We start from the raw sequence: 14,743 nt of genomic DNA, 5'->3' as shown, positions 1-14,743 counted from the left end.
AAAGAAACCCAAGAGGCGCGCTTTAGGTTTTGACGGGCAAAACGAGCTGTTCAATCTGGTAATCTGCGCAAAAACGCGGCAAAACCCAAAGACCTTAACGCTTTGGGGCCCGCAAATGAGAAAGCAGAACATGACACGTGACTGGATCGCCACCGCCCGCACCCTTTCCGAAGCCTTGCCCTATTTGCAGCGCTATACCGGGGCGATTGTGGTTGTGAAATTCGGTGGCAATGCCATGGGTGACGATGACGCCATGGCGCAATTTGCCCGTGACGTTGTATTGATGCGCCAGGTCGGTGTGAACCCGGTGGTGGTGCATGGCGGTGGCCCGATGATCAATGATCTGCTTGGTCGGCTCGATATTCAGTCACATTTTGTGCGTGGCAAACGCGTGACCGATGAGGCCGTGGTCGAAGTGGTCGAGATGGTCCTGACCGGACGCGTGAACAAACGCATTGTGCAAGCCATCATGGGCGAAGGCGGGCGGGCTGTGGGCCTGTCCGGCAAAGATGATAACCTGATGGTGTGCGAGGCGGATGATCCGGAACTGGGCTTTGTCGGCAAACCGGTCGAGATGAATGTGCAGGCCCTGCATGACCTCTTTGCCGCTGGGATTATCCCGGTGGTGGCCCCGGTCGGTACAGGTCGAGACGGTCAGGACACCTATAACGTCAATGGCGACACGGCTGCCGGGGCGATTGCCGGGGCGTTGAAAGCGGATCGCCTGTTGCTTTTGACAGATGTGGCGGGCGTCAAGAATGCCGCCGGCGACGTGGTGACCGAGATGACACCCGAAGATGTCAAGCGCATGACAGCCGAAGGCGTCATCGCTGGTGGCATGATCCCCAAAACCGAAACCGCTCTCAAGGCCATCGACGAAGGCGTCCGTGGTGTGGTCATTATTGATGGACGGGTTGAAAATGCCTGCCTGCTTGAATTGTTCACCGAACACGGTTCAGGCTCGATGATCCGCCCGGCAGACCTGCCGCCGCTTGCTGAGTGATCACCACCGGTGCGATAACCTCCCAAGCCAGCGAACATGGGCTGGCGCTACGCGGTGTCGTGGCCCCAGAGCCAGATCAAACCGTGCCAGATTGGGCGCAAAGCATTGTGCTTTTTGGCCCGGATGAACCAGCATTCTGGGAGATCTTCAGCGCGTCCCCCGAATACTCAGATGGGCAGGCGGACCCGCTGGATCGTTGGTCGGATCGCATTGCGCACTCATTGGCCAAGGATTGGGGCGGGGCTGTTTTGTTGCCCTCTGCCGGGCCGCCCTACCCGCCCTTTTTGAAATGGGCGGTGCAATCAAAACACGCCTGGTCTTCGCCGGTTGGCCCCTTGGTTCACGCCGAGGCTGGGCTGTTCATCAGCTACCGCTTTGCCGTTGCCCTGCCTCAACCGCTAGAGGCCCCAGCTCCTGCGGCCAAGCCCTGTGACAGCTGTGCCGCCCCTTGCACCACGAGTTGCCCGGTCGGGGCGCTTGGCCCGGATCATATGTATGATACCGCAAGCTGCAAAAATTATATCTCCAGCCCAGAGGGCGTGGATTGTCTGCAAAACGGGTGTCTGGTGCGGCGCGCCTGCCCGGTTGCGACAAATTTCCTCCGATTACCGGAACAGTCTGCTTTCCACATGGCTGCGTTTCTGAAAAACTGACGTTATGAAACGTCTAATTTTGATGCGCCACGCCAAATCTGATTGGTCTCTGGGCGAAGATGACCATGATCGCCCTTTGAACAAGCGCGGCTTTACCTCGGCCCATGCTCTGGGGGAGTGGTTGAAATCAAAGGGCTATCTCCCGGATGAGATCCTGTGTTCCAGCGCCAAACGTACGCGTCAGACCCTGGAAGCACTGGAGGTTAGCGCCGACACTTCATTCGACCAAAAGCTTTACTTGGCTGATCCCGGTGTCTTGCTGGATCAGCTCTGCAATGCGCAAGGCGATGTCGTGCTGATGCTTGCCCACAACCCAGGTATTGCCATGCTGGCACAGGGGCTGGTCTCGCAGGCTTTGCCACATCCGCGCTTTCAGGATTACCCGACAGGCGCGACACTGGTGGTTGATTTCAAATCCGACACTTGGGCCGAGATCCAACCCGGCCTGGGCCAGGTTGTTGATTTTGTTATCCCGCGAGAATTGGTCGAATAGTCTCAGCGAAAGGGCGGAGCGTAGAGCAGACCGCCATCTGTCCATTGCGCGTTCAGCCCGCGCGACAGACCAATCGGGGTGTTTTCCCCGATATTCCTTTCAAACAATTCACCATAATTGCCCACAGCGCGAATCGCGTTCACCGCCCAATCCGGGGACAGGCCCAGAATTTCGCCCAAAATGCCCTCGGTGCCCAACAACCGGTTGATCTCCGGGTTGTTCGTGCCTTCTAGCAATTCGTCGATATTGGCCGAAGTCACACCCAGCTCTTCGGCAGCGATCAGGGCGTTCAGCGTCCAGCGCACCACGTCACCCCATTCATTGTCGTCATGACGCACGGCGGGGCCCAATGGTTCCTTCGAGATGATCTCGGGCAGCAAAACATGATCGCCCGGCGTCTCGAATGTCGCGCGAATGGCTGCCAAGCCCGAGGCGTCGGTGCTGTAAACGTCACAGGCCCCTTCAAGGTAGAGCGCCTGCGCCTCGGCGGTGGATTCGATCGGAATCTCTTCGTATTCGATATTATTGCGCTCAAAGAACTCAGCCAGGTTCGGCCCGGTGGTCGTGTCAGTCTGAACGCAGACGGATTTTTCATTCAGCTCAGTTGCCGAGGAAATCCCGGAGGCTTTGGGCACCATGAACCCTTGGCCGTCATAGTAATTGATACCCACAAATTCGAGTTTCAGGTCCACATCGGCGGACATGCTCCAGGTTGTGTTGCGCGCGAGCATATCAATTTCGCCGGACAATAGTGCCGTGAACCGGGTTTTATTGGTGGTGGGGACAAATTCAACCGCAGATGGGTCACCCAATACCGCTGCAGCAACTGCGCGACAGAGGCCAACATCAAAGCCATGCCATTCGCCATTTGCATCCTCGGATGCGAATCCGACCAAACCGGAATTGACCCCACATCTCAGCACACCCTGTGCTTTGACGTCGTCCAATGTGCCTGCCTCTGCGGCTCCCGCGACACTTGCCAGTGCGGCTAGGAGTATGAAATTCCGCATTTTTCCCTCTTCTCAGGTTATGCCTCGAACCATCGAGCTGCCCTTATACGCGGGCGTCTTTCACCAAAATCGGGCTGTCCCTTCCCTGCTGCTGCAAGTTTGGGCGATTTAGCGCTTCTGCGTCAAGGAAAGAAGGCGCTCAAAACCCTGTTTTGATTGTATCTATACTCTTGAGCGTTGTCCGAGACCACGTTGTTTATTGCGTTGCCAGTTTAAAAAACTCTGCGGCAAAGACCAATTCGCCCTTTTTGCGATTGGCCAGCTCTGTCGCCTCTTCATCCTCGCCCCATTGTTCCTCTTGCCAGGCCTCGTCGAGGCGAGACAAATCCCACAAATCTTCGGGGCTTGCATAGGCTTCGGTCGCGGCCAGCCCAAGCACAAGCGAGCCGGTCAGAGACACGAGGTCGTGGAAGGCTGCCAATTGAAATGGCGTGAATTGATGCACCCGTGCCGTCAATTTGGCCAATGCTTCGGGCTCTTGGGGCGTGTGCATGATCCCCGAGCGTGGCTCAAGCCGTGCGCCATAGGCCTCCGCAGCCCAATCCAGCAGAGGATCCCAGCGCTCTTTTTGGCGGTCAATCAATTGCTCAGGATGGCTAGCGCGATAACATAGCAGGTCCGCATCGCCATAGGCGGCCAGCATGTCGGCCACTTCGTCAAATTGTAGCGTCACCTTGTCCAGGGCGGAATTGGCCATGCGGGTATAGGGCATGACCGCCGGATCAACCTTTTCCTCCTGCGCATCCCATTCCTGGGCAATCGCATCGGCCAGCTCCCGGCTTGGCACAACCAAAGGGGTTTTGGCGGGCGTTTTCACCCCGCGCCCATCCAGCAACACCGCAAACCCGTTTTCTGTTTCCGCGGCTTCGGCCTTTTTCCAAAACCGTTTTGGGGCCCATTCGCTCATGTAAACTCTCCCAAAATCTCATAGATTGCCTGTTCAAGCCCGGTGGCATCCTTGGCCAACAGGTTGGAACCCGACAGTTTTTCCTGGCTGTGATAGCCCCAAGCAACACCAATAGAATGCATCCCGGCGGCTTGAGCCATTTCAATGTCATAGGTGGTATCGCCGATCATCACCGCATCTTTGGCCTCAACGCCGCTTTCACGTAGGGCTGTCAACAGCATCGACGGATGTGGTTTTGACGGATGATCATCCGCGACTTGCGTGGTCACAAATCGCACCGGCAGGCCCAAGCCGTCCAGCAAAGCATCCAAACCCCGGCGTGACTTGCCGGTTGCGATCCCCAGGAGCAGGTTATCATGCCCGCCGAGCCGGGTCAGCAAATCGCCAATCCCGGGATACAGCGGTGCATGCCCACCCTTGCGGCGCAGATCGGCATAGGCGTCTTTATAGCTTTCAACCATCTGGTCGCGTTGTGCATCCGTGGCGTCCGGCACCAAGCGGGCCATCGCCAAAGGCAGGGAGAGACCAACAATCGACAGGATCTGCGAGCGCGTCGGCACATCCAGCCCAACCGAGCCAAAGGCCGCCTCCATTGAGGCCAGGATATCACCCTGACTGTCGACCAAGGTCCCGTCGACGTCAAAAACCGCCAGTTTCAGCACCGATCACAGCCCCTCGAACGGGTCATCATCGGCAAAGCTTTCTTCCCAACCCAGCGTGTCCCAGCTATGGGCCATATGGTCCGGCAGGGGCGCTTTGACCGTGACCTCTTTGCCGGTGATCGGGTGCTTAAAGCTCATGGAACGGGCGTGCAGATGCAGTTTCTTGCTGATCACCCCGCCCAGTTGCGCGCCCCAGCCATCACCAAGGTTTTCCTGCCCGGAGCCGCCATATTTGCCATCGCCAATAATTGGATGCCCGATCTCGGCCATATGGGCGCGCAGCTGGTGGGTGCGGCCAGTGATCGGCTCCATCGCGACCCAAGCCGCGCGTGAGGCGACGCGATAGAGCGTGGCATAAAGTGTATGGGCGCGTTTCGCGCCCGGCGTGCTGTCCATATCGCGCGGATGCACGGCGATCATCTTTTCGCCCTCACCATGCGGGCCATGCCCTGGTGCCTTGGCCAACCCATAGCGGATTTCACCAAGGTAAGGCGTTGGCACACCAGCCACCAACGCCCAATAAATCTTGCGCGTTTCCTTTTGGCGGATCGCATCGGTCAAAGCCTTGGCCATCTCGCGCGACCGCGCCAGCAGCAAAACTCCCGACGTGTCCTTGTCGAGGCGGTGCACCAGACGCGGCTTTTCCTCAAGCCCGAATTTCAACGCTTCGGCCAGCCCGTCCACATGGCGGGTTTGCTTGCTGCCGCCTTGGGTTGGCAGGCCGGGCGGTTTGTTCAGCGCGATGATGTGATCGTCTTTCCAAAGCACGCAGCTTTGGATCAGCTCGGCATCCTTATCCGAAACACGCGGCTTGGGCGCGGCCTCAACTTGCCCCGGATCGGGCAGCGGCGGAATGCGCACTTGCTGCCCAACTTCCAGCCGGGTCGAGGCCTTGACCCGACCGCCATCAACCCGCAGCTCGCCCTTGCGGCACATCTTTTCGATGCGCCCTTGCGACACATGCGGGAACAGGCGTTTCAGCCAGCGATCAAGCCGTTGATCTCCGTCACCCGGAGCAACAGGAAGGGTTTGGACTCGGCTCATGTGGCAAAGCTCCGCGCGATAAGCAGGCCGGCGAACAGCGCTGCGATGGAAAACAGGACAGAGGCCAGCACATAAAGCATGGCAAGCCCGACGTCACCCCGTTCATACAATGTGACCGCATCCAGCGAAAACGCCGAAAACGTAGTGAACCCGCCAAGGAACCCAGTCATCAGCAGCGGGGCAAAGCGCTGCCCGGACAGATGCGCCAGCACCACGACCAACACCCCCATGGCAAAGCTGCCCAGGATATTGACGATCAATGTGCCCCAGGGAAAACCCGGCCCGATCAGGCGCATCGCGGCCAGTCCGGTCAAATAGCGCAAAACAGCGCCACTCGCGCCGCCAAGCGCCACTTGTGTCAGGGTGAAAAACATGCGGGTCTGTCGCGCGCACAGGCGGCAGAGTCAAGGCTTGTTAGGGGATGAGACGTTGTGGACGACCGTGCGCAGGCTGGAAAGAAAGCGGTCGACGCGGGTTTTCAGATCCACCTCGTCCAGCGCCAGCAGTGCCTCTTTCGATCGTGGCTCTGTGGGGTGCAGTTCCAGCATCAACCGCTCGCGCTCTGCCAGTAGATCATCCGGCAAGGGCAGCGCCTGTGTCAGCGACAGCAGCTCATAAAGCCGGTGTACCTCGCGCAATTTGCGAAACAGCTCGATCATCTGTGGAATTATCGCCGGGGTCTCGCGCCAATCCTGATTGGCAAAGTAATCCTGGCTCACACGCTGCCCCGCCCCAAGGCAATCAAAGCGTAAGCATCCGGCAAACCCGGCCTCCTCCCGTCGCCCATAGATCTTGCAGCCAAACCCGGCATCCAAATGCGGGCATCCCTGCCCGGCCGGTTTATGGATCGCGAAATCCGGGCCCTTTTCAAAGGCAAACACCATGCAACACAGACCCGCGCAATTGGCGCAATCTGATTGCAGGTTCAACGGGCTCACGTGGTCCCGTCCCGCTTGGCGCGCAGCTTGGCGAAATAGGCCACGCGTTTGGACAATTCACGCTCAAACCCGCGCTCAACCGGCGTGTAATAGGTGTCACGACCCATTTCATCGGGGAAGTAGTTCTGTCCTGAAAACCCGTCTTCGGCATCATGATCATAGGCATAGCCCGCGCCATAGCCCTGATCCTTCATCAGCCGTGTTGGCGCGTTCAGGATGTGTTTCGGCGGCATGAGCGATCCGGTCTTTTTCGCCGCCGCCCGCGCGCCTTTATAGGCGACATACACCCCGTTGGATTTTGGGGCGAGCGCGAGATAGACAAGCGCCTGCGCCAGGGCCAACTCTCCCTCGGGCGAGCCAAGCCGTTCATAGGTTTCCCAGCTTTGCAGACAAACCGATTGCGCCTGTGGGTCTGCCAGCCCAATGTCTTCCACCGCCATGCGAGTAATACGGCGGGCCAGAAAACGCGGGTCCTCCCCTGCCTCAAGCATACGCGCGAACCAATAGAGCGAGGCATCCGGGTCAGAGCCGCGCACGGATTTATGCAAAGCGGAAATCAGGTTGTAATGGCCGTCCCCGCTTTTGTCATACTGCGCGGCGCGTTTCATCAGCCGGTTGGTCAGCGCGTCCACATCCAGCGGAGCGTCCACCTTCCAGGACATGACCTGTTCCACGAGGTTAAGCAGCGCGCGCCCATCCCCATCCGCCATTTCCAACAGAGCCCGGCGTGCATCCGTTTCAAGCGGCAATTCGCGCGCCAACTCACTCTCGGCCCGCTGCGCCAAAAGCTCCAGATCCTCCTGCCCCAAACGCTCTAGCACAAGAACCTGAGACCGGCTCAGCAAAGCGGCGTTCAGTTCAAAGGATGGGTTTTCAGTCGTGGCTCCGACCAAAAGGATCGTGCCATCCTCCATATGCGGAAGAAACCCGTCTTGCTGGGCTTTGTTGAAACGATGGATCTCATCCACAAACAACAGCGTGCCCTGCCCGGTCTTGCGCCGCAGCTTGGCCGCGTCAAAGACTTTGCGCAATTCGGGGACACCGGTGAAAATCGCGCTGATCTGCACAAAATGCAGATCGGTGGCATCCGCCAGCAACCGGGCAATGGTGGTCTTGCCCACACCTGGTGGCCCCCAAAAGATGATCGACCCCAGCGTGCCCGCCTCAAGCATCACGCCCAAAGGGGCGTCGGCCCCCAAGACCTGCCCCTGTCCGATCACATCCTCCAATGACTGCGGGCGCAATCGATCCGCCAACGGCCGCGGGGCCGTGTCGGGAACAGTGTCAGACGTGTCAAAGAGGTCGGCCAAAATCAGATCCGGAAATTGAGTCTCACCCGACGGTTACCACGCAAAAGATCGATGCGCACGCGCCGACCTGCTTTTTGCAACAGCCGCGCGACATCAGACGGTGCCGTCACCTCGCGCCCATTGACGCCAAGCAGAATATCACCGCGCTTGATCCCGATCTGCGCGCCATTGCGGCCCGGTGTCAGAACAATGATGCCTTGGATACCAGATGGCAGGCCAAGCTCGACCTGCACAGATGGGTTGACCCGCGCCAGTGTCAGCCCTTCAAGAACATCGCGACGCCCAAGCGTGACCTGATCACGGGGCGGGCTGTCGGGCGCGGTGATCATGGTGACATCGACATCCTGCGCTTGTCCTTGCGAGACATAGGTGACGCGCACGGTCTCGCCGATTCCGCGCACCGACATGCGAAACAGCATCTCAGCCGGGGTGTTCACCGGCAGCCCATCCACATCCTGCACGACATCACCAACCTGCAATCCAGCTTGGGCAAAGGGGCTTTCGGGATGCAGTTCAGCGATCAAAACGCCACCGGGCAGGCCAAGGCCAAGACTATCAGACAGATCCGCATCAACGGGCTGCCCGGTCATACCCGCCCAAGGGCGTTGGAATTGGGCAAAGCCCTGGCGCGCTTGATCAACAAAGGTCGCCACCAAAGCGGAGGGAATGGCAAAGCCGATACCGTTGGACCCGCCAGAGCGTGTCAAGATCGAGGTATTTACCCCGATCAAATGCCCATTCACGTCAATCAGCGCCCCACCCGAGTTGCCGGGATTGATCGGCGCATCTGTCTGGATGAAATAGCCGCGCGCATTGCCTGTTGCCGTGCCAGACCGCGCCAAGCCCGACACAATTCCGGACGACACCGTCTGCCCGACGCCAAACGGGTTACCAATGGCCAAGACCAGTTCGCCCACCTCGACCGTATCGCTATCACGCAAGTTTAGATGCGGCATATCTTCGGCGTCGCGCAGTTTCAGAATGGCCAGGTCCGCCTCTTCGTCGCCCAGCATTACATCGGCCACATATTCGCGACGATCATTCAGCACGACGCGAATATCGGTCGCCATGCCAACAACGTGATAGTTCGACACGACAATCCCGTCCTCAGACAGGATCACCCCGGACCCAAGCGAATTCTGCACGCGTGGCCGCGCCTGAAAGTCCCGGAACAGATTGTTAAAGAAAGGATCATCCGCAAAGGGGCTGCGTTGCTGCACCACCCGACGGGCATAGATGTTGACGACGGCTGGCGTCGCCTCTTTGACCAGCGGCGCAAAGCCCAAACTGATTTCGGCTTGCGACGTGGGTATCTTGGTATCCGCCCAAACCGGGGCGGCCAAAAGGCTCAGGACCAGACAAAGGCGCGCAATCATGGCTTTCCTTTCTTGAAATGCCAATTTGATATGCGGTGCCGTCGATTGGATTGCAAGTTGCCCAAGCGGCCGCCCGCGCAATTGCGCCCCGCATGGTGGTCTTGGGAGGGAGTGAAACCAAGACACCATACGGGACGCGGGGGAATTGGAAACGCTCTAGGGTTAGCTGGCCTTGCGTGTCAGCGCACCCCGGCGTTGGCGCACATTGTCCGACAGTTCGCGCAGGCAATCCTGCGTCGTCGCCCAGTCTATGCAGCCATCGGTGATGGACTGGCCATAAACCAACGGCCCCTCGCCACCGAGCTTCTGCGCCCCGGCCACCAGGTTGCTTTCCACCATCACACCCATGATGCGGTGATCCCCTCGGGCAATCTGACCACCGACATTGGCCAGAACCTCGGGCTGGCGCTCGGGCAGTTTGCCACTATTGGCATGGCTCGCATCGATCATGACCTGTGGGCGGATGCCGTCCTTTTCCGCCGTGTAGCAGAAGGTATCGACCGACGCCTCGTCGTAATTGGTGCCCTCGCCGCCGCGCAGGATCACATGGCAATCGGGGTTGCCGCTGGTGCCGACAATTGCAGCCTGTCCGCCCTCGCTGAGACCCATGAAATGATGTGGTTGCGCCGAGGACCGCACCGCATCAATGGCGATCTGGATATTGCCGCGCGTGCCATTCTTGAACCCAACCGGGCAGCTCAGCCCCGAAGCCATCTCGCGGTGGATCTGGCTTTCAGTGGTGCGCGCGCCAATCGCCGCCCAGCTCACCAGATCGGCGACGTATTGCGGCACGGCGGTGTCGAGGAACTCGGTGCCCACAGGCAGACCCATCTCATTGATTTCCAGCAGCAATTCCCGCGCCGCCAGCAAACCGTCATTAATGGCGAAGGACCCATCGAGGAACGGATCATTGATCAGCCCCTTCCATCCGCCAATGGTGCGGGGCTTTTCGAAATAGACCCGCATCACGATTTCCAGCGTGTCGGCGCATTCCACCCGCAGGGCCTGCAATTTGCGCGCATAGTCCAGCGCCGCCTCGGTGTCGTGGATCGAACAGGGGCCGGTCACCGCAATCACACGATCATCTTCACCCTTGAGAATGCGCTGAATCGCGTTGCGCCCGCCCTCGACGGTCAAAGAGGCCGCCTCGCTGATGGGCAATTGCGCGCGCAGCTCGGCCGGGGTGGTCAATTCTTGCATCTTGGCGACGCGAAGGTTCTGAGTTTTGATAGGCATGGGTCTCTTCCTGATGATGAGCCCCCGGTCAACGGACACAAAAAAACCGCCCCGGGGGCGGCTGGTTGGTGTCTCGTTTTTGCGTATTGTCAGAACGCGCAAACCCCATCCGCCGCCTTATGGCACGGTGCATAAAAATACCAAAATGCTGCGTAGGTATGGGTCATGTCGGCAAAGCTAGCGAGCGAATCGCAGACTGTCAAACAGAGAATTTCTGAATTCTGCGCTTGCATGCCACCTTGCTATGACGGCGTTGAGCCTTAGATTTCCAACCGAAAGCAAAGGAAACCTGATGTCCCAAGCCCCCAGAACCCGCGCGCTTTACAACGGTGATTGCCCGGTTTGCGATGCCGAGATGTGTCGTTACGAGGCGGTGTCGAAACAGAAAAACCTGCCCATCGCCTTTGACGACCTCAACAAGATTGACCTGCAAGACTGGGGCGTGACCGAGGATCAGGCGACGCGGCTGATGCATGTTTTGCATGACGGCCAGTTGCATGTGGGGTTTGATGCCATGCTGGTCCTGTGGGAACAAATGCCCCGGATGCGTATTCTGGCGCGCCTCTGCCGTCTGCCGGGCCTGTTTCAGATCTGCGACTGGATCTATGCCAATATCGTGGCGCGCTGGATCTACAACCGCCATCTGCGGCGCAAGGCCAAAGGCTTGGTTGGATAAGCTCCGGCCCTAAGACAGCAAAAAGCCCGCCAATTGGCGGGCTTTCTTAATTCGGAACAGCTTGCGCTTATTCTGCAGCTTCTGCCGCTTCTTCGCGGGCTTTGTCAGCCGCGCCTTTGGCGTCCACATCGCGGTCAACCAGTTCGATGATCGCCATTGGGGCCATGTCACCGTAACGGAAGCCAGCCTTCAGAACGCGGCAATAGCCGCCCTGACGCTCGGCGTAACGTGGGCCCAGAACTTCGAACAGTTTGGCCACGTCTTTGTCTTCGTTCAGCTGCGCTGCGGCCTGACGGCGCGCATGCATGTCGCCACGCTTGCCCAGGGTGATCAGCTTGTCGATCACGCGCTTCAGCTCTTTGGCTTTTGGCAGAGTGGTTTTGATTTGTTCATGTTCGATCAGCGAGCCGGCCATGTTCTTGAACAGCGCTTTGCGGTGCTCGTGAGTCCGGTTCAGGCGGCGGTAACCACGCTTATGACGCATTGTCTTTCTCCATTCATGTGCCCTCTACGGGCTGTTTTGCTTTGTCTGGCTGGCGATGCGTGTCACCAACTCTCCTTGGGGCGGTATGCCCATAACCGGGCGACGCGCGCGCCGCCCAGATGTAGGGTGGGGTTCTACCCCACCAACCTTAAAAGTTGTCTTCCAGCTTTTTGGCCAGATCTTCGATATTGTCCGGTGGCCAATCCTCGACATCCATGCCCAGGTGCAGACCCATGCCAGACAGAACTTCTTTGATCTCGTTCAGCGACTTGCGGCCAAAGTTTGGCGTGCGCAGCATTTCTGCTTCGGTCTTCTGGATCAGATCGCCGATATAAACGATGTTGTCGTTCTTCAGGCAGTTGGCCGACCGCACGGACAGTTCCAGCTCGTCCACTTTCTTCAGCAGAAGCGGATTGAACTCGAGACCATCGTCTTCGTCCTGGCGGCCAGCGGCTTCTGGCTCGTCGAAGTTCACGAATATCGACAGCTGGTCCTGCAGGATACGCGCAGCAAAAGCCACCGCATCTTCGGGGCTGATAGAGCCATCGGTTTCGACTTTCATGGTCAGCTTGTCATAGTCCAGAACCTGACCTTCACGGGTCGGCTGAACGTCATAAGCCACCTTTTTCACCGGCGAATAGATCGCATCGATCGGGATCAGACCGATGGGCGCATCTTCTGGCTTGTTCTTGTCGGCCGAGACATAACCCTTGCCGGTGTTCACGGTGAATTCCATGTACACTTCGGCTCCTTCGTCCACGTGACAGATCACGTGGTCGCGGTTCAGGATCTCGATACCGGCGCTGTCGGTGATGTCACCAGCAGTCACAACACCCGGACCTTTGGCGTTTACGGACAAACGCTTGGGGCCTTCGACTTCCATACGGATCGACACACCCTTGAGGTTCAAGATGATGTCGGTGACATCTTCGCGAACTCCGTCAACGGACGAAAATTCGTGCAAAACATTGTCGATCTGAACGCTGGTGATAGCCGCGCCCTGCAGGCTCGACATCAACACGCGACGCAGCGCGTTGCCCAATGTCAGACCAAAACCGCGCTCAAGCGGTTCGGCAACAACAGTGGCTTTGCGTGCAGGATCATTGCCTGGCTTGATTTCAAGCTGGGCGGGCTTGATCAGTTCGGCCCAATTCTTATGGATCATGCAAGTCCCTCCATACCAGCCTGGTCCCCATGTCCAAAAGGTCCAGACGCCCGAGGTTTCAAAACGGCATATTGGGGCCGGGTAAAAACCAGGCCCCAATATAGAATATTCGAATTATACGCGGCGGCGCTTTGGTGGGCGGCAGCCGTTGTGCGCGATTGGGGTCACATCACGGATCGAAGTGATGTTGAAGCCAACTGCAGCCAGAGCGCGCAGAGCCGATTCACGACCCGAACCTGGGCCCTGAACTTCGACTTCCAGAGTTTTAACACCGTGTTCCTGCGCTTTTTTGCCTGCATCTTCTGCGGCCAGCTGAGCAGCGTAAGGAGTCGATTTGCGCGACCCTTTAAAGCCCATGGTGCCAGCGGAGGACCAGGAAATTGCGTTGCCCTGAACGTCAGAGATCAGGATTTTGGTGTTGTTGAAGGTCGAGTTCACATGCGCAACGCCAGCTGCGATGTTCTTGGAGACCTTTTTCTTGCCGCCACGGCGGGTATCACGTGCCATTGGTCTGTGTCTCCCTTACTTCTTCTTGCCTGCGATGGCCTTTGCAGGGCCTTTGCGGGTACGAGCGTTGGTGTGTGTACGCTGACCGCGTACCGGGAGGTTACGACGATGGCGCAGACCGCGGTAGCAGCCCAGATCCATCAGACGCTTGACGTTCATGGTCACTTCGCGGCGCAGGTCACCTTCTACGGTGTAGTTGGCGTCGATGTGCTCACGAATGGCCAGAACTTCTGCATCAGACAGCTCGTTCACACGACGGGTCGCGTCGATGCCAACGGCTTCGATGATGGCAGCAGCGGAGGTGTGGCCGATACCTGTGATATATGTGAGCGCGATAGGCACTCGCTTGTTGGTCGGGATGTTAACGCCGGCAATACGTGCCAAGGTGCATCTTCCTTTTCGTTGCGAGCCCGTAGCACCGGGCCCTTTTTTCACAACATGAGGCCCGAGGCATCTGCCGCCGGGCCGTAGCTGATCAGGTGATCTGCGCAGCGGGAGCGACCCACCTTGCATATGTGATTCTCTGTAAGAGATAGCGGTGCGTATGAGGATTTTACGACCGGGTCAAGCACCTATTCGCACTTTCCAAGCAAACCCAGGTTTCTGGGTCTCAAAACCCCTTTGGCAACCAGGCGGAAACCGAGGCTTTCCCATCCAGAAAAGGGAGACTTGGGCAGGCGCGTAATTCGAAAAGTCTCCCCTTCAACGCAAAACTCAATGAATTGGCATTTTGCTGCTTTAACCGCGCCTTTCCAAATCGCATGACTTTTTACGAATGTAGTCCTATATATGATTCAATCTAAAAGAGAGGTCCACGTATTAAGTAAGTTATTTCTGCACCGCCGAGATCAAAGGGTAAATGCTGAATGCTTTTTCAAACAATGTATATTAGCCGTTCCATCCATCCGCAGGGCCATTTGTCCGATTTGGAAATCATGGAGATTGCTACGCAGACCAATCAGGGTATTGGCATTACGGGTGTCTTGTTGCGTGACAAGCAGCGTTTTCTGCAGATCGTCGAGGGCGACAAGGCTCAGATCGAAACTCTGCTGGACAAAATTCAAAGCGACCAGCGCCACTATGACGTTCAGGTCTTGTTCAGCCGAAAGCTCACCCAGCGCAATTTCGAGGATTGGGCAATGGCCTATGCCGAAATCGAACCCGGTGTGTTTGACCAGTTCACGGAACTGAAATTCTCCGATCAACTTGTTCTCGAAGACGGGCTATCCAGAATTCGACAGCACCTGCCCGCCACGCAATAAAAAAGCCCGCTCAAAGC

Annotated in this window: 18 protein-coding genes; 5 read left to right on the top strand and 13 right to left on the bottom strand. The window is 57.9% G+C overall.

Going from position 1 to position 14,743, the window contains the following annotated elements:
- The first annotated feature begins 115 nt into the window (after nt 1-115).
- From argB to CLV87_RS18405, 3 genes are read left to right on the top strand one after another with little or no spacing between them, the layout of a single operon-like run.
- Nucleotides 116-1,003: an acetylglutamate kinase gene (argB, locus tag CLV87_RS18415; protein ID WP_099248500.1), complete on the top strand. Its 888-nt coding sequence runs from the start codon at nt 116-118 to the stop codon at nt 1,001-1,003.
- Nucleotides 1,000-1,656, top strand: a complete 657-nt coding sequence (locus tag CLV87_RS18410) for a ferredoxin (RefSeq protein ID WP_235871991.1) — start codon at nt 1,000-1,002, stop codon at nt 1,654-1,656. Before argB ends, CLV87_RS18410 begins: the two co-directional genes overlap by 4 nt.
- 4 nt (nt 1,657-1,660) lie before the next feature.
- Nucleotides 1,661-2,149, top strand: a complete 489-nt coding sequence (locus CLV87_RS18405; protein WP_099248498.1) for a SixA phosphatase family protein — start codon at nt 1,661-1,663, stop codon at nt 2,147-2,149.
- 2 nt (nt 2,150-2,151) lie between these two features.
- On the opposite strand, the gene CLV87_RS18400 is transcribed toward CLV87_RS18405, so the two are convergent.
- The 9 genes from CLV87_RS18400 to CLV87_RS18360 all read right to left on the bottom strand — a co-directional run bounded on the left by CLV87_RS18400 (nt 2,152) and on the right by CLV87_RS18360 (nt 10,632).
- Complete coding sequence (locus CLV87_RS18400; RefSeq protein WP_099248496.1) at nt 2,152-3,159, bottom strand: amino acid ABC transporter substrate-binding protein; 1,008 nt, start codon at nt 3,157-3,159, stop codon at nt 2,152-2,154.
- A 196-nt stretch (nt 3,160-3,355) separates the two neighbouring features.
- Complete coding sequence (locus CLV87_RS18395; protein ID WP_099248494.1) at nt 3,356-4,066, bottom strand: ATP12 family chaperone protein; 711 nt, start codon at nt 4,064-4,066, stop codon at nt 3,356-3,358.
- Complete coding sequence (locus CLV87_RS18390; RefSeq protein WP_306438023.1) at nt 4,063-4,728, bottom strand: HAD-IA family hydrolase; 666 nt, start codon at nt 4,726-4,728, stop codon at nt 4,063-4,065. Before CLV87_RS18390 ends, CLV87_RS18395 begins: the two co-directional genes overlap by 4 nt.
- A 3-nt stretch (nt 4,729-4,731) precedes the next feature.
- The gene (locus CLV87_RS18385; protein WP_099248492.1) at nt 4,732-5,772 is read right to left on the bottom strand and encodes an RluA family pseudouridine synthase; all 1,041 of its coding nucleotides are present in this window, start codon (nt 5,770-5,772) and stop codon (nt 4,732-4,734) included.
- On the bottom strand, nt 5,769-6,146 hold the full coding sequence (crcB, locus tag CLV87_RS18380) for a fluoride efflux transporter CrcB (protein WP_099248490.1): 378 nt from the start codon (nt 6,144-6,146) through the stop codon (nt 5,769-5,771). Before crcB ends, CLV87_RS18385 begins: the two co-directional genes overlap by 4 nt.
- Before the next feature lie 30 nt (nt 6,147-6,176).
- A complete protein-coding gene (locus tag CLV87_RS18375) occupies nt 6,177-6,710 on the bottom strand; it encodes a hypothetical protein (RefSeq protein WP_133840844.1) in 534 nt (177 codons plus the stop codon).
- A complete protein-coding gene (locus tag CLV87_RS18370) occupies nt 6,707-8,020 on the bottom strand; it encodes a replication-associated recombination protein A (RefSeq protein WP_099248486.1) in 1,314 nt (437 codons plus the stop codon). Before CLV87_RS18370 ends, CLV87_RS18375 begins: the two co-directional genes overlap by 4 nt.
- Nucleotides 8,021-8,022: 2 nt before the next feature.
- Nucleotides 8,023-9,396, bottom strand: a complete 1,374-nt coding sequence (locus tag CLV87_RS18365; protein ID WP_099249314.1) for a trypsin-like peptidase domain-containing protein — start codon at nt 9,394-9,396, stop codon at nt 8,023-8,025.
- A 162-nt stretch (nt 9,397-9,558) separates the two neighbouring features.
- Nucleotides 9,559-10,632 (bottom strand): 3-deoxy-7-phosphoheptulonate synthase, encoded by a 1,074-nt coding sequence (locus CLV87_RS18360; protein ID WP_099248484.1) that lies wholly within the window; start codon nt 10,630-10,632, stop codon nt 9,559-9,561.
- 292 nt (nt 10,633-10,924) lie between these two features.
- Between CLV87_RS18360 and CLV87_RS18355 the strand changes: the two genes are divergently transcribed.
- Nucleotides 10,925-11,308: a thiol-disulfide oxidoreductase DCC family protein gene (locus CLV87_RS18355; protein WP_099249311.1), complete on the top strand. Its 384-nt coding sequence runs from the start codon at nt 10,925-10,927 to the stop codon at nt 11,306-11,308.
- Nucleotides 11,309-11,375: 67 nt separating this feature from the next.
- On the opposite strand, the gene rplQ is transcribed toward CLV87_RS18355, so the two are convergent.
- The 4 genes from rplQ to rpsM all read right to left on the bottom strand — a co-directional run bounded on the left by rplQ (nt 11,376) and on the right by rpsM (nt 13,848).
- Nucleotides 11,376-11,792 (bottom strand): 50S ribosomal protein L17, encoded by a 417-nt coding sequence (rplQ, locus tag CLV87_RS18350; RefSeq protein ID WP_099248482.1) that lies wholly within the window; start codon nt 11,790-11,792, stop codon nt 11,376-11,378.
- Between the two features lie 148 nt (nt 11,793-11,940).
- A complete protein-coding gene (locus tag CLV87_RS18345) occupies nt 11,941-12,957 on the bottom strand; it encodes a DNA-directed RNA polymerase subunit alpha (RefSeq protein WP_099248480.1) in 1,017 nt (338 codons plus the stop codon).
- 114 nt (nt 12,958-13,071) lie between these two features.
- Nucleotides 13,072-13,464, bottom strand: a complete 393-nt coding sequence (gene rpsK, locus CLV87_RS18340) for a 30S ribosomal protein S11 (protein WP_058247669.1) — start codon at nt 13,462-13,464, stop codon at nt 13,072-13,074.
- Between the two features lie 15 nt (nt 13,465-13,479).
- Complete coding sequence (rpsM, locus tag CLV87_RS18335) at nt 13,480-13,848, bottom strand: 30S ribosomal protein S13 (protein ID WP_099248478.1); 369 nt, start codon at nt 13,846-13,848, stop codon at nt 13,480-13,482.
- Between the two features lie 482 nt (nt 13,849-14,330).
- On the opposite strand from rpsM, the gene CLV87_RS18330 reads away from it, so the two are divergent.
- The gene (locus tag CLV87_RS18330; RefSeq protein WP_099248476.1) at nt 14,331-14,726 is read left to right on the top strand and encodes a BLUF domain-containing protein; all 396 of its coding nucleotides are present in this window, start codon (nt 14,331-14,333) and stop codon (nt 14,724-14,726) included.
- Nucleotides 14,727-14,743 lie beyond the last annotated feature (17 nt).

This window comes from Pelagimonas phthalicica, from assembly GCF_004364805.1.
GTDB lineage: Bacteria > Pseudomonadota > Alphaproteobacteria > Rhodobacterales > Rhodobacteraceae > Pelagimonas > Pelagimonas phthalicica.
This window is presented reverse-complemented; position numbering and strand designations above follow the sequence as displayed.